Here is a 20,623-nt window from a genome sequence, read left to right as displayed (position 1 = left end):
TAGCCGCTTAAAACAAACAGTGAATTGCTGTATTATGACGCGCTTTCCTGATACTTGTCGCGGGTGTCTAATGTCTTACCTTACCAAGCTCCGTGGCGGCGTTGCGCTGTCGCCGTTCCGTCTTGAAAAACTGCTTGCCGCAGCCGCCGAAGCCGGGCTGCCGGATCTCAGCATCAGTGCCGAATTCTGGCATTTCGCCGAAAGCGAAACCGAACTGACGCTGGAAGAGCAGGCCACCTTGGGCAAGTTGCTGAGTTACGGCGAAGCGCCGTTGGCCGGCCAGCCGGATGGCGAACTGTTTCTGGTGACGCCGCGATTGGGCACTTTGTCGCCCTGGGCCTCCAAGGCCACCGATATCGCCCAGCACTGCGGGCTGGGAGGGATTCACCGCATCGAACGCGGCACCGCCTTCTGGGTTAAGTCCGCGCAACAATCTTTAAATGAAGAGGCTCGTCATATTTTGACGGGCCTCTTGCACGATAGGATGACGGAAACGGTGTTGGCCTCGCTGGACGACGCCGCCCGCCTGTTTGTCCATCAAGATCCGCAGCCGATGAGCAGCGTGGACATTCTCGCCGGCGGCCGCGCGGCGCTGGAGGCGGCCAACGCCGATCTGGGCCTGGCCCTGTCCGAGGACGAGGTGGAATATCTGGTGGAAAACTTCACCAAGATGCGCCGCAATCCCACCGACGTGGAATTGATGATGTTCGCGCAGGCCAACTCCGAGCACTGCCGCCACAAGATCTTTAACGCCAAATTCATCATCGACGGCGAGGAGCAGGAAAAGTCGCTGTTCCGCATGATCCGGGACACCCACGACGCCAATCCGCAAGGCACGCTGGTGGCGTACAAGGACAACGCCTCGGTGATCGAAGGCGCTTTCATCGAGCGCTTCTATCCGCAGCCGGACGGCCACGGCTACGCTTACCACAGCGAGCCCACCGATATTCTGATGAAGGTGGAAACCCATAACCACCCGACGGCGATTTCGCCGTTCGCCGGCGCGTCCACCGGCAACGGCGGCGAAATCCGCGACGAGGGCGCCACCGGCCGCGGCTCGCGTCCCAAGGCCGGCATGACCGGTTTCACCGTGTCCAATCTGAACATCCCCGGCTTTGTGCAGCCGTGGGAGCGTTACAGCGACGTAGCGGCGCAATACGGCAAGCCGGAGCGCATCGCCTCCGCCTTGCAGATCATGCTGGAAGGCCCGATTGGCGGCGCGGCGTTCAATAATGAGTTCGGCCGTCCCAATCTGACCGGCTATTTCCGCACCTTCGAAGAAGTGGTGGAAGGCGAGATGCGCGGCTATCACAAGCCGATCATGATCGCCGGCGGCCTGGGCAATATCCAGCAGCAGCAAATCCACAAGAACGAGATTCCGGAAGGCGCGCTGCTGATTCAGCTGGGCGGCCCCAGCCTGCTGATCGGCCTGGGCGGCGGCGCGGCTTCGTCCATGGACACCGGCGCCAATAGCGCGGACCTGGACTTCGACTCCGTGCAGCGCGGCAACCCGGAAATCGAACGCCGTTGCCAGGAAGTGATCGACCGCTGCTGGCAGATGGGCGACGCCAACCCCATCGTATCGATTCACGACGTGGGCGCCGGCGGCCTGTCCAACGCCTTCCCGGAGCTGGTGAACGACGCCGGCCGCGGCGCCGTCTTCCATTTGCGCAAAGTGCACCTGGAAGAAAAGGGCATGACGCCGATGCAGATCTGGTCCAACGAGTCGCAGGAGCGCTATGTGATGGCGGTGCTGCCGCAGGATCTGGAACGCTTCACCGCGCTGTGTGAACGCGAGCGATGCCCGTTCGCGGTGCTGGGCGTGGCCACCGACGACGGCCATCTGCAGGTGCGCGACGATCACTTCGACAACCATCCGGTGGACATGCCGCTGGAGGTGTTGCTGGGCAAGCCGCCGCGGATGACCCGCGACGTGAGCACCCGCGAACGCGATCTGGCCATCTTCGACGCCTCGCGCTTTGAATTGAAGGAAACCGCGCTGCGCGTGCTGCGCAACCCGACGGTGGCGGACAAATCCTTCCTGATCACCATCGGCGACCGCACCGTGGGCGGTATGACCGCGCGCGATCAGATGGTGGGCCGCTGGCAGGTGCCGGTGGCGGACGTGGCCGTCACCACCATGGGTTTCAACACCTACCGCGGCGAAGCGATGGCGATGGGCGAACGCACGCCCACCGCGTTGTTCGACGCGCCGGCCTCCGGCCGCATGGCGATAGGCGAGGCGCTGACCAATATCGCCGCCTCTTTTGTCGGCCACCTGGGCAACGTCAAGCTGTCCGCTAACTGGATGGCCGCCGCCGGCCACCCGGGCGAGGAAGCGCGCCTGTACCGCACGGTGGACGCGGTGTCCAAGCTGAGCCAGGACCTGGGCATCAGCATCCCGGTGGGCAAGGATTCCTTGTCGATGAAGACGGTGTGGGAAGAGGCCGGCGAGAAGAAAGCCGTGACCGCGCCGCTGTCGCTGATCATTTCCGCTTTCTCCCCGGTGGAAGACGTGCGCAAAACCGCGACGCCGGAGCTGAAAGAGGACAAAGACACCGATCTGATCCTGATCGACCTGGGCTACGGCCGCTGCCGTCTGGGCGGTTCCATCTACGGCCAGGTATGGAAGGCGATGGAAGGCAAGGCGCCGGACGTGGAAAGCCCGCACCAGTTGGCGGCCTTCTTCAACACCGTGCAGACGCTGTTGCGCGACGATATGTTGCTGGCCTATCACGACCGCTCCGACGGCGGCCTGTTCGTGACCTTGTCGGAAATGATGTTCGCCGGCCATATCGGCGTCACCATCGATCTGCAGGAACTGGTGATCGAGCGCAAGAACACCCAGCGCATCATCGACGACTTCGTGCAGCCCACTCAGGAAGCCGCCACCCATGGCCGCCTGATGCGGGTGCTGTTCAATGAAGAGTTGGGCGCGGTGTTGCAGGTGAAGAAATCCGACACGCCGGAAGTGATTTCGCGCTTCATGAAGGCCGGCATCGGCCGCGAGCTGTTCGTGATCGGCCGCGTGAACAACAAGGACCGCCTGGTGATCAAGCACCGCGGCGTGGAGTTGTTCAACGAGAGCCGTTCCGATCTGCACCGCGAATGGTCCGAGACCAGCGCCCGCATGCAGCGCCTGCGCGACAACCCTGCCTGCGCCGACAGTGAACACCTGCTGCGTTCCAGCCCGAAAGCGCCGGGTCTGAGCGCCAAGCTGAGCTTCGACGTGCACGCCGATCCGGCGGCGCCCTTCGTCGCCGGCGGCGCGCGTCCGCGCCTGGCGGTGCTGCGCGAGCAGGGCGTCAACGGTCAGCTGGAGATGGCGGCCGCTTTCGACCGCGCCGGTTTCGACACCGTGGACGTGCATATGAGCGACGTCATCAGCGGCCGCGTGTCGCTGGCGGATTTCAAGGGCCTGGCCGCCTGCGGCGGCTTCAGCTACGGCGACGTGCTGGGCGCCGGCGAAGGCTGGGCCAAGAGCATTCTGTTCAATCCGCGCGCCCGCGATCAGTTCGAGGCCTTCTTCGGCCGCGGCGACACTTTCGCGCTGGGCGTGTGCAACGGCTGCCAGATGATGTCCAATCTGTCGTCCATCATCCCGGGCGCCGAACACTGGCCCAAGTTCCACCGCAACGCTTCCGAGCAGTTCGAGGCGCGCTTCGCCATGGTGGAAGTGACGGCCTCGCCGTCCATCTTCCTGGGCGATATGGTGGGCAGCCAGCTGCCGGTGGTGGTCAGCCACGGCGAGGGCCGCGCGGTGTTCGCGCCGGGCGCGCAGGAGCAGGCGCTGACGGCGTTGCGCTATGTCGATTTCGACGGCCGCGCCACCCAGACCTATCCGCTGAACCCCAACGGCTCGCCGGCGGGCATCACCGGGGTGACCACGGCCGACGGCCGCTTCACCATCATGATGCCGCACCCGGAACGGGTGTTCCGCACGGTGCAGAACAGCTGGCACCCGGCGGATTGGGGCGAGAACGGCGCTTGGTACCGGATGTTCGCCGCCGCCCGCCGCTGGGTGGGTTGAGCGGGGCCATGGTGGGCCGGTGTTCCGGCCCATGGTGAACATGATCGAAACGGAAGCTTTGGCTTCCGTTTTTTTTATGGTTCAGCGCGCTTTAAGCCCGTAGCCGGCGTCGCGGGCGGCTGCGCGCACCTCCTCCAGCAATAGCCGGGCTTTGCGCGGAATGCGACGGTTGGCGAAGACGGCGTGCATCTGCGGGTTGTCGCCGTGGCTGGAGACGATGCGGTAATCCGGGCACAGCCGCAGCAGCTGGCCGGCGCGCACCAGCGGCTCGGCCAGCCAATCGCCCAGGCGGGCGACGCCCAGGCCGGCCAGCACGGCGTGGAGCACGGCGCTGCCGGAGCTGACGCGGTGCCAGGGCGTCAGATTGAGGCTGAGCTGGTGGCCGGCGGACACGAAGTTCCAGGCTTTCAGCACGCGCGGCGCGGAGTGGATCAGCACCCGGTGCTCCGGCAGTTGTTCCGGCGTTTGCGGCGCGCCGTGGCGCTCGACATAGGCCGGGCTGGCGTAGAGGTGGCGCTGGTAATCCCACAGCGGGTAGCCGATCAGCTCGCTGGAGGCGGGGAAGGCGCCGCGGATGCTGAAGTCCAGCTTCTCGCGTATCGGGTCCAGTATGGTGTCGCTGTACAGCACGTCGAAGCGCAGCTCCGGGTTGGCGTCGGCCATGCGGGTCAGCACCGGCGGCAAGAGAGCGTGGCTCATCGCCTCCGGCGCGGAAAAGCGCAGCAGGCCGCGCGGCGCCTCGCTCAAGGCCGCCAGCTCGTCCTCGGCTTCTTCCTGCAGGTCCAGCATCTTGCGCGCCGCGGCGTAATAGCTTTCGCCGGCCAGGGTCAGATTGACCTGTTTTTGCGAGCGCGCCAGCAGGCTGCCGCCCAGCGCTTCTTCCAGTGTCTGCACCGCGCGTGTGGCGCTGCTGGGCGATGTGCCCAGCTGGCGCGCGGCGGCGACAAAGCTTTTTCTTTCCACCACCGCGCAGAACACGCGCAATTCCCATAAGGATTTCATCCCGGCCCCGGCATTCTGATTGCGATTTTCGCAATACGGTATTGCAAGCACGCTTGGCTGGCAAGGCATAGAATCTTGTCCTAACTGTAAGCGGCGCGGAGCCGGGAGAAGTGGATGCTGTTGACCTTGAGTTTTTTGTGCGTGATTGCCTTCGCCGCCGGCCTGGTGGACGCGGCGGTGGGCGGTGGCGGCCTGATTCAGATTCCGGCCTTGTTCAGCGCCTTGCCCAATCTGGCGCCGGCCACGGTGTTCGGCACCAATAAGCTGGCGGCGGCCATGGGCACCTTGTCCGCCGCGCGTTCCTATCTGAAGCGGGTCAAGGTGCCGTGGCGCTTGGTGCTGCCGGCGGCGGTGGCGGCCTTCTTCATGTCCATCGCCGGCGCGGCCACGGTCAGCCTGATCGACAAGGCCGTGCTGCGCCCCCTGGTGTTGGCGCTCCTGGTGGTGATGGCGGTGTACACCTTGTGGAAGAAGGACTTCGGCTCCCTGCACAAGCCGGTGGCGATAGGCCGGCGCGAAATGGCGATAGGCATGGCCATTGGCGGCGCCATCGGTTTTTACGACGGCCTGTTCGGCCCCGGCACCGGCAGCTTTCTGATGTTTTTGTTCATCCGCTTCTTCGCTTTCGATTTTCTGCACGCCTCGGCCTCGGCCAAGGTGGTGAACCTGACCACCAACTGCGCGGCGCTGCTGTTCTTCATCCCCGCCGGCCATGTGCTGTTCCAGTACGCGCTGCCGATGGCGGTGTGCAATATGGCCGGCGCGACGGTGGGCACCTGGGTGGCGATGAAGAAGGGCACCGGCTTTGTGCGGGTGCTGTTCCTGCTGTTGACCAGCACCTTGATCCTCAAGCTGGGCTGGGACATCTTCCACGGCTGAGCGTCTGTTCAAGTCCGCCGTGCTGGACCGGGCGCGGCGGGCGCCGTTGCGCAAGGCGCATGCGCCGCCTCCCTTCCGTTTCTTCCTTTCCTCCCTCCTTGTCTCGCCTAATTCTCGGGATGTTGAACGGCCTCCGGGCCGGGCCGGCTTTTGAACTCTGGCGCGGCCTCCTTTATGATGCGGGTTGTCGCCATCTGCGCAGAGAGTTTATGCATCCATCACGTTGTCCGCCCGCGGCGCGGGCGCGGCATTTGCGCGAGCTGCCCAATATCGGCCCCAGCCTGGCCGAAGATTTGCGCTTGCTCGGCATCGAAGAGCCGCGCCAATTGCGCGGCGCCGAGCCTTTGCGGCTGTACCACCGTTTGTGCGAACTGACCGGAACCCGGCAGGACCCGTGCGTGCTGGATACGCTGATGTCGGTGGTCCATTACATGGACAGCGACGAGGCGCGGCCGTGGTGGAGCTTCACCGCCGAGCGCAAGGCGAAAGGCGGCTACTGATGACGCGGCCGGACGCCGATTCCAAGCTGACCGCCTGCCACGATTGCGATCTACTGATGCGGGTGGCGTTGAAGGGGGAGGGCCGGGCGTGCTGCCCGCGCTGCGGCGCTTTGGTGCGCCGTTACGGCGCGCAGCGGCAGGACGCCGAACTGGCGCTGCTGCTGACCGGGGTGATCGCCTTTCTGCTGGCCAACGTCTATCCGGTGGTGACCCTGGAGGCCGCCGGAGCCCGCAGCGCGGCCACCTTGTGGCAGACGGTGGTGGCGCTGGAGCGCCAGGGCATGTTGTCGGTGGCGATGCTGGTGATGTTCACCGGCATCGTGATGCCGTCGCTGGAGCTGGGCAGCATGCTCTATGTGCGGCTGCCGCTGGCCTTCGGCCATGTGCCGCGCGGCTTTCCCTGGCTGATGCGGCTGAAGATACTGACCCGCCCATGGTGCATGGTGGAAGTGTTTTTGCTGGGCATCCTGGTGTCCTTGGTCAAACTGGTCAGCCTGGCCACCGTGCACGTGGGCGTGGGCCTGATGGCCTTGTTCGCCTTGATCGTGTTGATGGCGGCCAGCGCCAGTCGTTTCAATCCGGAAGACTTGTGGGAGCGTTGTCAGCAATGTCGGACTACCGCGTGAAAACCGCCGCGCAGTCCGGCCTGTGGCTGTGCCACGGCTGCGGGCTGCTGTGCCGGGCCGGAGAAGGCGCCCAATCCTGCCCGCGCTGCCACGCCGCGCTGCACTCGCGCAAGCCGCACAGCCTGCAGCGCAGCTGGGCCTTGCTGCTGGCGGCGATGGTGGCCTATCTGCCCGCCAATCTGCTGCCTATCATGGAAACCTCCACCATCATGGGCATGCAGAACGACACCATCATGAGCGGGGTGGTGTATTTGTGGAAATCCGGCTCCTGGCCGCTGGCGCTGGTGGTGTTCACCGCCAGCGTGCTGGTGCCGCTGTTGAAGATTCTGGCCTTGCTGCTCTTGCTGGTGACGGTGCAGCTGGGTTCCGGCTGGGCGCCGCGGCAACGGACGCGGCTGTATCGGGTGGTGGAGGTGATCGGCCCGTGGTCGATGTTGGACATTTACGTGGTGGCCCTGATGGTGGCGCTGGTGCAATGGCAGTCGCTGGCGTCGATCAAGGCCGGGCCGGGGGCGATCGCCTTCGGCACGGTGGTGGTGCTGACCATGGTGGCGGCGATGAGTTTCGATCCCAGGCTGATCTGGGATCAGGTAAAGGAAGACGATGAGCAGTGATCAACCCGAAAAACCGGCCGCAGCCGGCGAGGACTTGCCGGTCGCGGTGCCGGTGAAGCGGCGGCGCTGGTCGCCGTCGCTGGTGTGGCTGATTCCGGTGGTGGCGGCGGTGATAGGCGGCTGGCTGGCGGTGAGCGCGGTCTTGTCGCGCGGGCCCACCATCACCATCGCCTTCCAGAACGCGGAAGGGCTGGAGGCGGGCAAAACCCGGATCAAGTACAAGGACGTGGAGATAGGCGAGGTGAAGGCGGTGTCGGTGAGCCCGGACCGCCAGTCCATCCTGGTCACCGCGGAGCTGAGCAAGAACGTGGACGATTACCTGGTGGCGGACAGCCGTTTCTGGGTGGTGCGGCCGCGCATCTCCGGCGGCAGCGTGTCCGGTCTGGGCACGGTGCTGGGCGGCTCCTACATCGGCATGGACGTGGGTAAGAGCAAGGAGCGCCGCACCGAGTTCAAGGGCCTGGAAGTGCCGCCCATCATCAACGCGGACCTACCGGGCAAGATGTTCGTGCTGCGCTCCGACAATCTGGGCTCGCTCAACGCCGGCTCGCCGGTGTATTTCCGCCGCGTGCCGGTGGGCCAGGTGGTGGGCTACGAGCTGGACCCGGCCGGCAGCGCGGTGAAGCTGTCGGTCTTCGTCAACGCGCCCTATGATCACTTCGTCACCGTCAACAGCCGCTTCTGGCACGCCAGCGGCATCGACGTGGCCATCGGCGCCAACGGCCTGAGCGTCAACACCCAATCCTTGGCGGCGATCGCGCTGGGCGGCATCGCCTTTGAAACCCCGCTCAGCGACGGGCCGGACAAGGCGCCGGACGCCAAATACCTGTTCCTGCTCAATGAAACCCGCGAAAAAGCGCTGCAGAACCGCGACCGGGAAACCCAGTCCTTCCGGCTGAAGTTCCGGCAGTCGGTGCGCGGCCTGACCGTGGGCGCGCCGGTGGATTTCCGCGGAATCACCTTCGGCGAAGTCACCGCCATCGGCATCGAATACGCGGCGGCGCGCAAGGACTTCGACATGACGGTGGACATCCGCACCTATCCCAGCCGGCTCAACACCCTGTCCGGCGATCACAGCCTGTCGGCCAAGATTTCCGTGGAATCGCTGGTGCGCAACGGCCTGCGCGCCCAGCTGCGCTCCGGCAGTCTGATCACCGGTCAGCTTTACGTGGCGCTGGACTTCTTCCCCGAGGCCAAGCCGGCCAAGGTGGCGGTGCGCAACGGCATGACCGAGCTGCCGACGCTGCCGGGCGATCTGGAAGAACTGCAACGAGTATTGCAGCGCATTGCGCGCCGGCTGGACAAGGTGCCGTTCGACAGCATCGGCGAGGAGCTGAATCAATCGTTGAAATCGCTGCACCAGACGCTGGACAGCATGCGCAAGCTGTCCGAGAACATGGACGGCAAGGTGCTGCCGCAGGCGGTGAAAACGCTGGAAGACTTGCAGAAAACGCTGGAAAGCACGCGCCAGACGATGCAGGCGGATTCGCCGCTGCAGCAGGATGTGCGCGCGGCGGCGCAGGAAGTGTCGGAAACGGCGCGCAGTTTCCGCGCGCTGGCCGATTACCTGGACCGCCATCCGGAAGCGTTGATACGTGGCAAGGGAGAGAAAAAATGAAATCCATCGCGCTGAGCTTGATCATGCTGGCGCTGCTAAGCGCCTGCGCCTCGCCGCCCACCACCTTCCATCAATTGCGGCCGGCGCTGTCGACGGCGGCCGCGACCCCCGTGCTGGGCGTCAGCGTGATGGTGGGGCCGGCAAGCCTGCCCGCGGGACTGGAGCGGCCCCAGCTGGTGGTGGAAGACGCCGCCGGCAATGTTGAATTGCTGGACTTGCAACGCTGGGCCGGTCCGCTGGACCGCATGCTGACGCAAGCCGTGGCGGCGGACCTGTCCCGCTCGCTGGGCCTGGCCAGCATCTACGCCTATCCGCAACCGGGCATGGGCGGCGGGGACGTCCGCTTATTGCTGGACGTGCGCCAGCTGCGCCTGCGTCCGGGGCGCGACGCCTCGCTGGAAGTGGCTTGGCAGGCGCTGCCGACGCAGGGCGACAAACGGCCGCTGGCCAGCGGTTATTTCCTGCAGAGTCAGCCTTTGGCGACGCCGGACGCCGCGGCGGCCGCGGCCGGCCTGCAGACGCTGGTGACCGAGCTGGGCCGCCGGCTGGCCGGCGAGTTGGGGCCGGCTCTGGCCGGCTTCAAGCGCTAGGCGGGGCCGGCGGGCGCCGTTGCGCCCACGGTCTGGCCTGCTCCAACTGGCGGGCCAGCCGCAGCAGGGTCAGGTCGTCGCCGCAGCGCGCGACGAATTGCACGCCTATCGGCAGCCCGGCCTGGCTCCAGTACAGCGGCACGCTCATTGCCGGCTGTCCGCTCATATTGAAGGGTATGGTCCAGCCCAGATACTCCATCAGACGGCGCGAAGTGGCCGGAATCAACTGGCCGAAGCGCAAAGTCCAGTCCCAGCCCAGCTTGCCCAGCATCCAGCGCGAGATCGCGGTTTCGGCGGCGCTGGGCCCCAGGCCGCCGACGAGGGCGGGCGGCTGGTTCAGGGTCGGGGTGGCCAGCGCGTCGTAGCGCTGGTGGAAGGTTTCCATGATCCGGGCCTGCTCCCAGGCGAAACCGCGCGCCCAGGCCAGCTCACCGGCGCTGAGCCGCTCGCCGTAGCGCGCCAGCGCCCAGCTGGCCGCTTCCAGTTGCTGGTGGCGCGCCGGCTTGCCGGTGCGGCGCTCGATGTCGCGCAGCAGGCCGGCCATCTCGCCGCAGATGATGGCCAGCATCGCGCGGTTGTATTCCTCCGGCGACGCCAGCGGCGGCGACGCTTCTTCCACCTCGTGTCCCAGCTCGGTCAGCAAGGCCAGCGCGTCGTCCAGCGCGGCGGCGCAGTCCGGGTGCAGCGCGCCGCCCAGGATGGGGCGCTTGCTCCAGGCGATGCGCAGCTTGCCGGGCTCGCGCTGATGCGCGGCGAAAAAGCTTTGCTCCGGCGCCGGCCAGTAATAGGCCTCGCCGCCGCGCGGGCCGCCGGCCAGCAGGTCCAGCATCGCCGCGCTGTCGCGCACGCTGCGCGTCAGCGCGTGTTGGCAGACCAGGCCCTGCCAGCCCTCGCTGTAGTCCGGTCCGGCCGGGCCGCGTCCGCGGCTGGGCTTGAGGCCGAACACGCCGCAGTTGGAGGCGGGAATGCGGATGGAGCCGCCGCCGTCGCCGCCGTGGGCGATGGGCACGATGCCGGCGGCCACCGCCGCGGCCGAGCCGCCGCTGGAGCCGCCCGGGGTGCGGGTCAGGTCCCAGGGATTGCGGCTGAGGCCGTAGACCTCGGATTCGGTGTAGGGACTGAGGCCCAGTTCAGGCGTGGTGGTCTTGCCGATGAAGATCAGGCCGCCCTGGCGATAACGTTGGATGATGTCGGCGTCGCGCGGCGCGACATAGCCGTCGAACAGGCGGCTGCCGTTGCGAGTGGGCACGCCGGCGATGTCGGCCAGCAAATCCTTGATCAGCACCGGGCAGCCGGCAAGCGGGCCGGCGCCTTGCGCTTGCCGCAACTGGGCCTGAGCCTGTTCCGGCAGCGGCAGGCAGACCGCGTTCAGCGCCGGATTCCAGCGCTCCAGCCGTGCCTGGGCGGCGGCCGCGGCCTCGCCGGCGCTGATCTGGCCGCCGGCGATCAGCTGGGCCAGGCCAATGCCGTCGTAGTCTTCGTATTCATTGAAACAGTTCATGCCTGCCTCCGGGGGCTTGGCTGGCGCTCCATGGCGTACCAGCATAGTCGAACAAGACGGCTTGATGTACTGATTGCGACTAAATAAAATCGAATGCGATGGTTTTCTTGTCTTGATGATGCAATATGAATTTTACGGGGGAGGCGTGGCAATGCGCAATCTGAGGGCGGGAGTTGGTTTCTTGGGTTTGCTGATGGCGGTCGGGGCGGTTGCCGAAACACCAGGACACTCGCAGGCCCCGCGCAAGGAGTCGGTTTACGCCTATGCCGAATTGGCTAAGGGGCGGGCGGCTTTCGACGCATTCCGCGCGCTGGCACCGGGCTCCTCGCTGCGCTATCGCCTTTATCCACATCCGCCGCGGGCGGGAGTAGGGCTATTTTGGCGCGATGGCAGTGGGGGCAAAGGCATGGTCAAGCTCGCCAGCGACTACAGCTTTGCCCTGGATGAGCTGGCGGGGCTGGCGCAGCGCAAAGCACTGTTGGTGGCGAACCTGCCCCCGGTGGAGTTGAGTTGGCGTCCGGTGGTACGCAGCAAAGGTCTGCCCGCCAATACCCGGCGGCTGGGAGATTTGCGACTGGAGTGCTTGGTGGGGGTCCAGAGTAGGGTGAGCTTGCGGGATGAGAGGGAGGTGGCCTGCTTGCCGGTGGTGGAGGCCGCGTGTCAGGAGGATGTGGTGGCCTGCGCGCGCAAGGCTTCAGCGGCCTTGGGCGAGGCGATGCTCAAGGGGCTGGCGCGCTTGCAGAGCGAGAAAAACCCTTATGAGCAAGGGCGCGTTCAATACTTGTTCATTGCTGACAAGCCGGTGTTCAGCGTTACCTTGTTGGAGCGTGGCAAGCAGTTCACCTTGCCCGTCATCTGGCTTTACGGTCGCGCTGAGTCGTTCACACCGTTCTTTCAATGGCCGTACCCGCGTGAGTATTTGTATTCGGTGCCGCTGGATGTAGGGGCATGGTCTGACGATGCGCAAGTCGTGTTGGAACCCATGATTGGGGAGGGCGGCAAATGAAAAAGCGATGGTGGGCGCTATGTTGCGTTTGTTGGTTGATGGGGTGCGCCAGCAGCGGAAGCAGGCAGTTGGCGGAAGTGGATGAACCGGCGGTGAAGCGAATGCTGCAAAGCGGAGGCAGCCGGCGCGAGGTGCTTGATGCTTTTGGGGAGCCGCAGGACCGAATACGTTTTTCCAGCAATCGTGAATTGTGGGTGTACAGCTATGTTCAGCATCGGCCTCAGTTGCAAAACTTCACCGACCTGGGGCCCTTGTTCAGTGCGCAGAACCGTTACGACAAGGAGCTGGTGTTATTGTTTGACGTTGGGGGTAAGGTGCTGCAGTGGCGCTTGTCCACCAGAGAGGAGGTGCGTGGTACCGGGGTGCTGAACAAGTCCCCAACAGGAGGGTGATGGTTGGCGCATAGCCAGTTGCAGTGGCATCCCCTACAATAGCGGGAATGCAACAGCGGACTTGCCGGTGGTTGCGGGTGGCCCGAGCGTCTGTCTTGGAAGATGGAGACGGAGCGGGCGCCGCAGCGGGCGCAAGCCGCTTTTTTTATTACGGAACGAAATGATGGAACCAGTGCGCCTGTCGAAACGCATGGCCGAGTTGGGTTTGTGCTCGCGCCGCGAGGCCGATAGCTATATCGAACAAGGGTGGGTGAAAGTGGACGGCGAGGTGGCCGTCCTCGGGCAGAAAGTGCTGCCGCACAATCTGATCGAAGTGGACAAGAAGGCGCAGGACGCTCAAGCCTCGCGCGTCACCATCCTGCTGAACAAGCCCATGGGTTACGTGTCCGGCCAGGCCGAGGACGGCTACGAGCCGGCGGTGGTGCTGGTCAAACCGGAAAACCAGTGGGCGGAGGACAAGAGCCGCCGCCGGTTTTCTGCGCAGCATCTGAGAGGGCTGGCGCCGGCCGGCCGTCTGGACATCGATTCGGTGGGCCTGTTGATCCTGACCCAGGACGGCCGGGTGGCCAAGCAGATCATCGGCGAGCATTCCAGCGTGGACAAGGAGTACCTGGTGCGGGTGGAGGGCGAACTTTCCGAAGAAGGTTTGAGTCTGCTCAATCACGGTCTGGAGCTGGATGGTAAAAAATTGCTGCCTGCCACCGTGGCTTGGCAAAACGAGGATCAGTTGCGTTTTGTGCTGCGCGAGGGCAAGAAACGCCAGATCCGCCGCATGTGCGAACTGGTGGGCTTGCGCGTGGTAGGCCTGAAGCGGATTCGCATCGGCAAGGTCAAGCTGGGCAATCTGCCCACCGGCCAATGGCGCTATCTGCGCGACGACGAATCGTTTTGATCCGGCCGGACGGCCGGTTGTCAGTGGGGGACGCATGTTAGGGCGCTTGTTGCAAAGATGGGGGCTGGATGCCGAAAGCCGGCAGCAGCAGCGGGAGTTGACGCAGGCGATAGAGAGCCTGGTCGACGGCACGGACAAGCGTTTGCGCCTGTCTCCCGGCTATCTGGACGCGCTGGCCCCGGGCATGCGCGTCACCCAGGCCTATCTGGCCGAGTTGCCCAGCCGAATGCCGGAGCCGCTGACGCTGTCCTTGCGCGGCTTTGCGCAGGACCCGCGGCTGGGCTTGCTGTTTTCCGGGCCGGCCAGCCTTTTGTCCTGCCTGCGGCAGAGCGAAGCCTTGCGCAATTTCTTCCTGTCCGCCAGCCAGGGCGACGAGGCCTGGGCCTTGTTGTCGATGGCGCGCAGCGAAACCGGCCGCCTGGGCGTGGCGATGGAGGGCGGGGAGCTGCGCCGCGAAGTGCCGCAGCAGGTGGTGAGCTTCGACGGTCATAGGCTGGCCATGCCCTGCGCGTCGCGCGAGCTGCTGCTTGAGAGCAGCGCGCGGCGCAGCGAGGAAATGCTGGTCACGGTGATCGCGCGGCGGCTGAGCCTGCTGGAGCAGTTGCGCCAGACCTTGGACAACGAGATGTCGCGGCTGCAATTGCGCTTGAGCGTGCTGCGTTGCGAGGCCGGCACCGTGGTGGACGGCTCCTCGGACGGTTCGCCCTTGCCCGATACCTGCGAAGGGGTGCAGCGGCGCATGGCCGAGATCGAGCCCCAATTGCGCGAGGCGCGCGGCGCGCTGAGCCTTGAGGGCTTGCTGGAGACGGTGCGCCATGTGCTGGAGCATCCGGCCGAATATTTTCGGCTGGAATGGCGGACCTTGTACCTGAACCGCATGGGGATCAAGCAGGACGCGCCGGGCGAAGACGCCACCGAACTGGAGTTCGAGGAGCTGGTGTTGGGGCAGACCCAACCTTTGCGCCGCGCCTTGATGCCGGTGCGGGTGACGCGCCAGGCGCTGGCGGAACTGGAGCGGGAATTCGGCAGCGACTGAGACGGGGCCCGGCTATGCCAAAGCGGGCTGTGCAAAGCCGAAACAAGGGCTATGCTGGAACTGTATAGTCGCTTTCGATCAGCCTTCAGGGCGGCTGATTGAGTCTGCCCCGGCACCAGGCCGGGGTTTTTTTGCGCCCGCCGCATCGCAATGGGATATTTTGCGCCGGGAATGCGTGAAACGCCCGCCAGGGCTTGCTTTGTGCTATCCTTGCGCCCCTCTTCAGCAACGACCGTGACCCGTCACTCAAGCCATGAAAGATCCTTGCGATCACTACACCTTCGATCTGATTGGCGGCGTCCGCAAAAAGCCGGGACGCAAGCCTTTGGGCGAGCGCGCGATGACGGTGGCCGAGCGCAAGCGGCGCAGCCGCGAACTGCGCCGCAGCCGTCTGCAGGAGCTGTCGGTGACGGTGGAGCTGAGCCGGGATGCGCAGAAGTCGCTGGATAAAATGATAGAGTGGTGGGGTGTCAGCAAGAAGGAGGCGATCAACCGCGCGCTGATGATAGCCTGTCAATCGCAGACCGGGCGCACCGCGCAGTTGTTCGAGTTCGATCTGCCGCCGGAGGCGCGGCGCAAAGGCAAGAAGACTAGCGGCGGTTCCGGCGCGTAAGCGCCGCCGCTGTGCGAATAAGCGAAAAGGCCGAGCAAGCATGCTCGGCCTTTGGCGTTTCAGGGCCCGGCGGGCCGGGCGCGAATCGTGTCTTAACCGTAGCGTTTGGCGGCCTCGATCGCCAGGCCGCTGCCGATGCTGCCGAAGAGGTCGCCTTCCACATGGCGGGCCTGGGGCAGCAGGCGCTTGATGCTGTCGCGCAGCGCCGGCACGCCGCTGGAGCCGCCGGTGAAGAAGACGGTGTCGATGTCGTCGGCCTGCGCGCAGGCGTCGGTCAGCAATTGGCGCACGGTGGCGCCGATCTGGCCCAGCATCGCGTCTATGCTGTGATTGAATTGATCGCGGCTCAACTCGCAATGCAGGCCGGCCTCGATATGCCCCAGGTCCAGCCGGTGCTGCGCCTCGTCCGACAGCGCGATCTTGGCGGCTTCCACCTGCATCGCCAGTCGGTGGCCGGCGCGGTCCTGGATCAGGCGGAACAGGCGGTCCAGCACCTGCGGCTGCGCCGCGTCGCGGTGCACGTCCTGCAGGTCCATCCAGGCCTTGCGGGTGTAGGCGAAGTTGATGGTGTGCCAGGTGGCCAGGTTGAAGTACTGGCTGGACGGCATCTCCGCGTTGTTGCGCAGCCGGCTCTTGAAGCCGAACAGGGGCATCACGCCGTGCAGGCTCAATTGCTTGTCGAAGTCCGTGCCGCCGATGTGGACGCCGCCGGTGGCGAGAATGTCGTCGAGGCGCTCGTCCAGGCGGTGGCGCTCGGGCGCCAGGCGGATCAGGGTGAAGTCCGAGGTGCCGCCGCCGATGTCGACGATCAGCACCAGCTCTTCGCGTTCCAGCCGGGCTTCGTAGTCGAAGGCGGCGGCGATGGGTTCGAACTGGAAGGACACGTCCTTGAAGCCCACCTGGCGCGCGATCTCGCCCAGCGTGGTCTCGGCTTCGGCATCGGCCTTGGGGTTGTCGTCGACAAAGTGCACCGGGCGGCCCAGCACCACTTGTTCGAACGGGCGCTCGGCGGCGCGGTCGGCGCGCAGCTTCAATTCCTGGATGAACAGGCTGAGCAGGTGGCGGAAAGGCAGGGCCTTGCCTTGCACTTCGGTTTGGCTGTCGATCAGGTTGGAGCCTAGCAGGCTTTTCAGCGAGCGCATCAGCCGGCCTTCATAGCCTTCCATGTATTCCTGCAGCGCTAGCCGGCCGAACACGGAATGATCTTCCTCGTAATTGAAGAAAACCACCGAGGGCAAGGTGATCTTGCCGTCCTCCAGCGTCAATAGAGTGGCTTGGTTCGGGCGCAGCCACCCCACGGTGGAGTTGGATGTGCCAAAGTCAATGCCGCAGGCGCGGGCCGTAGTCTGCGTGTTCATATTCCCTCCCGTAAAGCGAGGCGCGATGGTACGCGGATTGGCGCGGCAAGGGAAGGCTTTGGCAACCGAATCAAGCGTTTTGTCGCTTTGGCGGCTTTGGCCGCGCCTGTCTTTTGGCCGGGACGCGCGGTGGCCGCAACGCAATGGGTATATGCTGAAAGCGCGTCCCGCAGGAGCCGGGGCGGGTAATGGACTGAATGGAAAGGATCCAGGCATGAATAAACTGATCGTGATGTTTGTTGCATTGGCGCTGGGGAGCGGCGGTCTGTCCGGCTGCGCGAACATGTCCGAAACCCAGAAAGACACTGGTACCGGCGCGGCGATTGGCGCGGTGGCCGGCGCGGTGCTGGGCGGCCTGACCGCCGGCGGCAATCCTGGCCGCAGCGCCGCCACCGGCGCGGCCCTGGGCGCGGCGCTGGGCGCCGGCGGCGGCTATTTGTGGTCCAAGCACATGCAGGAGCAGAAGGCGGCGATGGAGCAGGCGACCAAGGGTTCGGGCGTCAGCGTCAGCCAGACCGCGGACAATCAGCTGAAGCTGGACATCCCCAGCGATGTGTCTTTTGACGTGGGCCGCTACGACATCAAGCCCAATCTGCGGCCGATTCTGGACCGTTTCGCCGCCACCTTGAACCAGAACCCGGTGACCACGGTGAAGATCGTCGGCCATACCGACAACACCGGCTCCAATGCGGTCAATGACCCGCTGTCGCTGAACCGCGCCCGCGCCACGCGCGACTATCTGACCGCGCGCGGCGTGGCGGAGGGGCGGATCAGCATCGCCGGCCGCGGCTCGCATGAGCCGGTGGCGAGCAACGCCAGCGCCTCGGGGCGGGCGAAGAACCGGCGGGTGGAAATCTTCGTGGGCGAAGCCGCGCGCGGTTGACGCGGGCGGACGGAGCGACGCGGGGCGGGCGCCGTAAACGGCGCGCCGCCCTTTGTGTTTTTCGGCCGAGGCATACGCAGGCTGTCTGTTAAATTTTAAATGTAATACGTAATATATTTTAAAGCGACGCTTTGCTAGAATGTCGGTCACGACAAACGGGCATTTTCAGGCATGGCGACAGATATTTATTCGCGCATCCGGCAGGCGGCGTTCGAGCTGGTGGGCGAAGGTGTATGGCCGACGGTGATGGAGGTGAGGGCCAGGATAGGCGCGGGCTCCAACACCACGATCAACAACACCTTGAAAGAATGGCGACAGGAGTTTCTGTCGCGGGTGGCGGTGTCGTCGCGGCGGCCGGATTGGCCGGCCGGCCTGGCCGAAGCCTTTGAACAAGTGTGGCAGCGGGCCTGCGACGAGGCGGACGGCCGGCTGGAGTCTTTGCGTCAGGACGCGGAAACCGCGGTGGCCCAGGCAGCGGCGGAGACCCGCGAGCTGGAAGCCGGGCTGGCGGCGCGCCAGGCCGAGTTGCAGTCCGCCTTGCGCGAGCTGGAGTTGCGCGCCGCGAGGCTGGCGGATTTGGAAGGACGCTTGCAGGGCGAGGAAACCCGGCGCCAGATGCTGGAGCGGGCGCAGATGGAGCAGGAGTCGAGGCTGGAGCAGTCCAGGAAGGAGCTGTCCGAGCTTAGGCGTCAGGCGGAGCAACGTCAGCAGGAACTGGAAGAGCGCGCCGAGCTGAAAGTGCAGGAGGCGCGGGAGGAAGCCGCGCGGCGCGAGGCGCTGGCCTATGAGCGGCTGGAAGGTTTGCGGCTGCGGCTCTATGAACAGATGGAAGAGGAGCGTCGGGCGATGCAGCAGGCGCAGGCGCGCCAGGAAGAGGCTTTGCAACAAAGCCGGCGCGAGCGGACGCGGCTGGAAGGCGAGTGGCGCGACCGTCTGGCGGAGCGCGAGCGAGACAACGGCCGTTTGGAGGCGAGGCTGGAGTGGCTGGAAGGGCGCAATGCCGCCTTGGAGCAGGATGCGTTGCGGCAGGCGGTGCAGTTGGAGCAGACTTCGGCGCGCTTGCTGGATATGGCCAGCGAGAACAGCCGGCTGGCCGGCGAGGTGAATCTGGGCGCCGAGCGGCAGCTGGCGCGTTTGGTCGAGATTCTGGCCGGTTCGCGCCAGGAGCTGTTGGCGCTGGACGAGGCCGGCTTGCGCGAATGGCTGGGGCGGCAACTGCAATTGCCCCTGCTGGGCTAGCGCGCTCCGGACGCGTGTTTCTACTAAGTGCTTGCCACGATGCCGGCGGAAGCCGGCTTTGCTAGTTTGACGTGAGGATTGTCTTGATTGGAGGCAATATGACTTTCGTCGAATATTATCGCGCGCCGGCGCTGATCTCCCTGCTGGCCTTGTTCGTGTGGTGCGGCTTGTGCTGGGCGGACGGCGGCTCTTTCTGGCAGGGTTTGCTGGCGATGGCCGCGGGCAAGAATTTGTCCATTCTGTCCGGTCTGGCCGTGTTCTGGGTTCTGGAGCTGGCGGGACGCGCGTGGTCGAGATCCCGCGAGGGGCGAGACCCTATGCATTTGCAGTCGTAGCCGGCGGCAAGGGCCGGCAATGAAAAGCGCGCCAAAGGGCGCGCTTTTTTCATGGCCGCGGCGGCCTCGAAAGCTCTTGAGGCCGGTTTGCGGGCTTTCTCAGAACAAGCGGGCCAGCCCCGCGGCGATGCGCTCCAGGTATTCGGCGTCCACCGCGTCGAAGCTGGCCGGTTCGCTGGAATCCACATCCAGCACCGCGACCACTTCGCCTGCGGCGTTGCGGATGGGCACCACGATTTCCGAACGGGCGCTGGAGGAGCAGGCGATATGACCGGGGAAAGCGTCGACATCATCCACCACCAGGGTTTTTTCGGCCTGCCAGGCGCTGCCGCACACCCCTTTGCCAAACGGGATGCGAGTGCAGGCGATCGGGCCCTGGAAGGGGCCAAGCACCAGTTGCTTGTGCTTGACCAGGTAGAAGCCGGTCCACAGCCAGTCGAAGCTGCTGTGCAAGGCGGCGCAGAGATTGGCCAGCGCGGCGATCTGATCAGTCTCGGACTCAATCAGCGCCAGCGCCTGCGGCAATAGGGTTTGATAGCGCTCTTGTTTGTCGGCGCCGTGGATGATCAGCTGTTCTGCCATGGGGTGTCGTCGGGGTGTGGCTTGGGAAAGCGACAGCATACACAGCGGGCGGGCAAAAGAAAACGCCGCCCGGCGGGGCGGCGTCGCGCGGCGGGCTGGGGCCCGTTTACATCATGTGTTGACCGCCGTTCATCGCCACGTTGGCGCCGGTGATGAAGCCGGCCTGTTCGGAGGCGAGGAAGGCGACCAGGGCGGCGATTTCCTCGGGCTTGCCCAGACGGCCCACCGGAATCTGCGCCACGATCTTGTTGCGCGTCTCCTCCGCCACCGCCATCACCATATCGGTGGCGATATAGCCGGGCGAAATGGTGTTGACGGTCACGCCCTTGCGCGCCACTTCCTGCGCCAGGGCCATGGTGAAGCCGTGCATGCCGGCTTTGGCGGCGGAGTAGTTGGTCTGGCCGAACTGCCCCTTCTGACCGTTGATCGAGGAGATGTTGATGATACGGCCGAAGCCGCGGTCGCCCATGCCGTCCACCACCGGCTTGGTCATATTGAACAGGGAGTCCAGATTGGTGCGCAGCACCGCGTCCCAATCGTCCTTGGTCTGCTTCTTGAAACTGCAGTCGCGGGTGATGCCGGCGTTGTTGACCAGCACGTCCACCGGCCCCAGGTCTTTGGCCACCTTTTCGGCCAGTGCCTTGCAGGCTGCGGTGTCGGTGACGTCGCATTGGTAGGCGTGGATATCCTTGAGTCCCAGCCCCTTCATGTCGGCGAGCCAGGCTTGTTCGCGGCCGGGCTTGCTGTAGGTGGTGACTACGATGTGACCGCTTTCCGCCAGGGCTTTGCAGATGGCGGTGCCAATACCGCCCATGCCGCCGGTTACGAGTGCGATTCGCTTAGTCATAGTGCTGGCTCCTTTTTTGGCTGTCTGTCTGGATATGCTTATGCGATACGACTTTCAGTTTTTTAGGATAAGTGAATTAC

At 65.1% G+C, this 20,623-nt stretch carries 20 protein-coding genes; 15 read left to right on the top strand and 5 right to left on the bottom strand.

Translation table 11 applies throughout. The features are described from left to right. Positions 1-70: 70 nt before the first annotated feature. Entirely contained in the window at positions 71-4,030 is a 3,960-nt protein-coding gene (gene purL / locus JC616_RS12955; protein ID WP_227103429.1) for a phosphoribosylformylglycinamidine synthase, read from the top strand. Positions 4,031-4,111: 81 nt separating this feature from the next. Here purL and JC616_RS12950 read toward each other — a convergent pair whose 3' ends face one another. After that, on the bottom strand, positions 4,112-5,032 hold the full coding sequence (locus JC616_RS12950) for a LysR family transcriptional regulator (RefSeq protein WP_107798800.1): 921 nt from the start codon (positions 5,030-5,032) through the stop codon (positions 4,112-4,114). Between the two features lie 114 nt (positions 5,033-5,146). On the opposite strand from JC616_RS12950, the gene JC616_RS12945 reads away from it, so the two are divergent. The 6 genes from JC616_RS12945 (at position 5,147) to JC616_RS12920 (ending at position 9,859) form a co-directional block, all read left to right on the top strand. Beyond that, positions 5,147-5,911, top strand: a complete 765-nt coding sequence (locus JC616_RS12945; RefSeq protein WP_197081470.1) for a sulfite exporter TauE/SafE family protein — start codon at positions 5,147-5,149, stop codon at positions 5,909-5,911. Positions 5,912-6,120: 209 nt separating this feature from the next. Next, entirely contained in the window at positions 6,121-6,411 is a 291-nt protein-coding gene (locus tag JC616_RS12940; protein WP_107798801.1) for a helix-hairpin-helix domain-containing protein, read from the top strand. After that, a complete protein-coding gene (locus JC616_RS12935; RefSeq protein WP_227103427.1) occupies positions 6,411-7,037 on the top strand; it encodes a paraquat-inducible protein A in 627 nt (208 codons plus the stop codon). Before JC616_RS12940 ends, JC616_RS12935 begins: the two co-directional genes overlap by 1 nt. After that, positions 7,019-7,651, top strand: a complete 633-nt coding sequence (locus JC616_RS12930; protein WP_107798803.1) for a paraquat-inducible protein A — start codon at positions 7,019-7,021, stop codon at positions 7,649-7,651. The genes JC616_RS12935 and JC616_RS12930 overlap by 19 nt, the downstream gene beginning before the upstream one ends. Next, on the top strand, positions 7,641-9,269 hold the full coding sequence (locus JC616_RS12925; protein ID WP_227103425.1) for a PqiB family protein: 1,629 nt from the start codon (positions 7,641-7,643) through the stop codon (positions 9,267-9,269). The genes JC616_RS12930 and JC616_RS12925 overlap by 11 nt, the downstream gene beginning before the upstream one ends. Continuing rightward, positions 9,266-9,859 (top strand): PqiC family protein, encoded by a 594-nt coding sequence (locus tag JC616_RS12920; RefSeq protein WP_227103423.1) that lies wholly within the window; start codon positions 9,266-9,268, stop codon positions 9,857-9,859. The genes JC616_RS12925 and JC616_RS12920 overlap by 4 nt, the downstream gene beginning before the upstream one ends. Here the strand turns inward: JC616_RS12920 and JC616_RS12915 are convergent. Next, positions 9,849-11,360, bottom strand: coding sequence for an amidase (locus JC616_RS12915; protein ID WP_227103421.1), 1,512 nt, complete (start codon positions 11,358-11,360; stop codon positions 9,849-9,851). The genes JC616_RS12920 and JC616_RS12915 overlap by 11 nt on opposite strands. A gap of 112 nt (positions 11,361-11,472) precedes the next feature. On the opposite strand from JC616_RS12915, the gene JC616_RS12910 reads away from it, so the two are divergent. The 5 genes from JC616_RS12910 to JC616_RS12890 all read left to right on the top strand — a co-directional run bounded on the left by JC616_RS12910 (position 11,473) and on the right by JC616_RS12890 (position 15,299). Next, positions 11,473-12,366, top strand: coding sequence for a hypothetical protein (locus JC616_RS12910; protein WP_227103419.1), 894 nt, complete (start codon positions 11,473-11,475; stop codon positions 12,364-12,366). Then, positions 12,363-12,758 carry a hypothetical protein gene (locus JC616_RS12905; protein WP_227103417.1) on the top strand — a complete coding sequence of 132 codons (396 nt, stop codon included), beginning with the start codon at positions 12,363-12,365 and terminating at the stop codon, positions 12,756-12,758. Before JC616_RS12910 ends, JC616_RS12905 begins: the two co-directional genes overlap by 4 nt. A 163-nt stretch (positions 12,759-12,921) precedes the next feature. Beyond that, entirely contained in the window at positions 12,922-13,650 is a 729-nt protein-coding gene (locus JC616_RS12900; protein WP_227103415.1) for a pseudouridine synthase, read from the top strand. Positions 13,651-13,696: 46 nt separating this feature from the next. Next, on the top strand, positions 13,697-14,686 hold the full coding sequence (locus JC616_RS12895) for a hypothetical protein (protein ID WP_227103413.1): 990 nt from the start codon (positions 13,697-13,699) through the stop codon (positions 14,684-14,686). A gap of 253 nt (positions 14,687-14,939) precedes the next feature. Next, positions 14,940-15,299, top strand: a complete 360-nt coding sequence (locus JC616_RS12890; RefSeq protein WP_227103411.1) for a hypothetical protein — start codon at positions 14,940-14,942, stop codon at positions 15,297-15,299. Between the two features lie 92 nt (positions 15,300-15,391). Here JC616_RS12890 and JC616_RS12885 read toward each other — a convergent pair whose 3' ends face one another. Next, the gene (locus JC616_RS12885; RefSeq protein WP_107798809.1) at positions 15,392-16,657 is read right to left on the bottom strand and encodes an Hsp70 family protein; all 1,266 of its coding nucleotides are present in this window, start codon (positions 16,655-16,657) and stop codon (positions 15,392-15,394) included. 214 nt (positions 16,658-16,871) lie between these two features. Here JC616_RS12885 and JC616_RS24580 point away from each other — a divergent pair, with 214 nt between their 5' ends. From JC616_RS24580 to JC616_RS12865, 3 genes are all read left to right on the top strand, one after another. Beyond that, the gene (locus JC616_RS24580; protein WP_107798810.1) at positions 16,872-17,540 is read left to right on the top strand and encodes an OmpA family protein; all 669 of its coding nucleotides are present in this window, start codon (positions 16,872-16,874) and stop codon (positions 17,538-17,540) included. 171 nt (positions 17,541-17,711) lie between these two features. Further along, positions 17,712-18,779 (top strand): DNA-binding protein, encoded by a 1,068-nt coding sequence (locus tag JC616_RS12870; RefSeq protein ID WP_227103409.1) that lies wholly within the window; start codon positions 17,712-17,714, stop codon positions 18,777-18,779. A gap of 98 nt (positions 18,780-18,877) precedes the next feature. Beyond that, positions 18,878-19,114 carry a hypothetical protein gene (locus JC616_RS12865; protein ID WP_107798812.1) on the top strand — a complete coding sequence of 79 codons (237 nt, stop codon included), beginning with the start codon at positions 18,878-18,880 and terminating at the stop codon, positions 19,112-19,114. Positions 19,115-19,213: 99 nt separating this feature from the next. Here the strand turns inward: JC616_RS12865 and JC616_RS12860 are convergent, their stop codons facing one another. Together JC616_RS12860 and phbB are read right to left on the bottom strand one after the other, a co-directional pair. Then, positions 19,214-19,696 carry a GAF domain-containing protein gene (locus tag JC616_RS12860; RefSeq protein ID WP_227103407.1) on the bottom strand — a complete coding sequence of 161 codons (483 nt, stop codon included), beginning with the start codon at positions 19,694-19,696 and terminating at the stop codon, positions 19,214-19,216. Positions 19,697-19,802: 106 nt separating this feature from the next. Then, entirely contained in the window at positions 19,803-20,543 is a 741-nt protein-coding gene (gene phbB / locus JC616_RS12855) for an acetoacetyl-CoA reductase (protein ID WP_107798814.1), read from the bottom strand. Between the last annotated feature and the right edge of the window lie 80 nt (positions 20,544-20,623).

Source organism: Chromobacterium rhizoryzae (assembly GCF_020544465.1).
Lineage (GTDB): Bacteria > Pseudomonadota > Gammaproteobacteria > Burkholderiales > Chromobacteriaceae > Chromobacterium.
This window is presented reverse-complemented; position numbering and strand designations above follow the sequence as displayed.

Bases quoted from the DNA above. Each gene is read 5' to 3' on its own strand.
- JC616_RS12945 (WP_197081470.1), top strand. From the start codon at position 5,147: ATGCTGTTGACCTTGAGTTTTTTGTGCGTGATTGCCTTCGCCGCCGGC.
- purL (WP_227103429.1), top strand. From the start codon at position 71: ATGTCTTACCTTACCAAGCTCCGTGGCGGCGTTGCGCTGTCGCCGTTC.
- JC616_RS12870 (WP_227103409.1), top strand. From the start codon at position 17,712: ATGGCGACAGATATTTATTCGCGCATCCGGCAGGCGGCGTTCGAGCTG.
- JC616_RS12950 (WP_107798800.1), bottom strand. From the start codon at position 5,032: ATGAAATCCTTATGGGAATTGCGCGTGTTCTGCGCGGTGGTGGAAAGA.
- JC616_RS12900 (WP_227103415.1), top strand. From the start codon at position 12,922: ATGGAACCAGTGCGCCTGTCGAAACGCATGGCCGAGTTGGGTTTGTGC.
- JC616_RS12925 (WP_227103425.1), top strand. From the start codon at position 7,641: ATGAGCAGTGATCAACCCGAAAAACCGGCCGCAGCCGGCGAGGACTTG.
- JC616_RS12940 (WP_107798801.1), top strand. From the start codon at position 6,121: ATGCATCCATCACGTTGTCCGCCCGCGGCGCGGGCGCGGCATTTGCGC.
- JC616_RS12930 (WP_107798803.1), top strand. From the start codon at position 7,019: ATGTCGGACTACCGCGTGAAAACCGCCGCGCAGTCCGGCCTGTGGCTG.
- JC616_RS12920 (WP_227103423.1), top strand. From the start codon at position 9,266: ATGAAATCCATCGCGCTGAGCTTGATCATGCTGGCGCTGCTAAGCGCC.
- JC616_RS12890 (WP_227103411.1), top strand. From the start codon at position 14,940: ATGAAAGATCCTTGCGATCACTACACCTTCGATCTGATTGGCGGCGTC.
- JC616_RS12860 (WP_227103407.1), bottom strand. From the start codon at position 19,696: ATGGCAGAACAGCTGATCATCCACGGCGCCGACAAACAAGAGCGCTAT.
- JC616_RS12905 (WP_227103417.1), top strand. From the start codon at position 12,363: ATGAAAAAGCGATGGTGGGCGCTATGTTGCGTTTGTTGGTTGATGGGG.
- JC616_RS12935 (WP_227103427.1), top strand. From the start codon at position 6,411: ATGACGCGGCCGGACGCCGATTCCAAGCTGACCGCCTGCCACGATTGC.
- JC616_RS12885 (WP_107798809.1), bottom strand. From the start codon at position 16,657: ATGAACACGCAGACTACGGCCCGCGCCTGCGGCATTGACTTTGGCACA.
- phbB (WP_107798814.1), bottom strand. From the start codon at position 20,543: ATGACTAAGCGAATCGCACTCGTAACCGGCGGCATGGGCGGTATTGGC.
- JC616_RS24580 (WP_107798810.1), top strand. From the start codon at position 16,872: ATGAATAAACTGATCGTGATGTTTGTTGCATTGGCGCTGGGGAGCGGC.
- JC616_RS12915 (WP_227103421.1), bottom strand. From the start codon at position 11,360: ATGAACTGTTTCAATGAATACGAAGACTACGACGGCATTGGCCTGGCC.
- JC616_RS12865 (WP_107798812.1), top strand. From the start codon at position 18,878: ATGACTTTCGTCGAATATTATCGCGCGCCGGCGCTGATCTCCCTGCTG.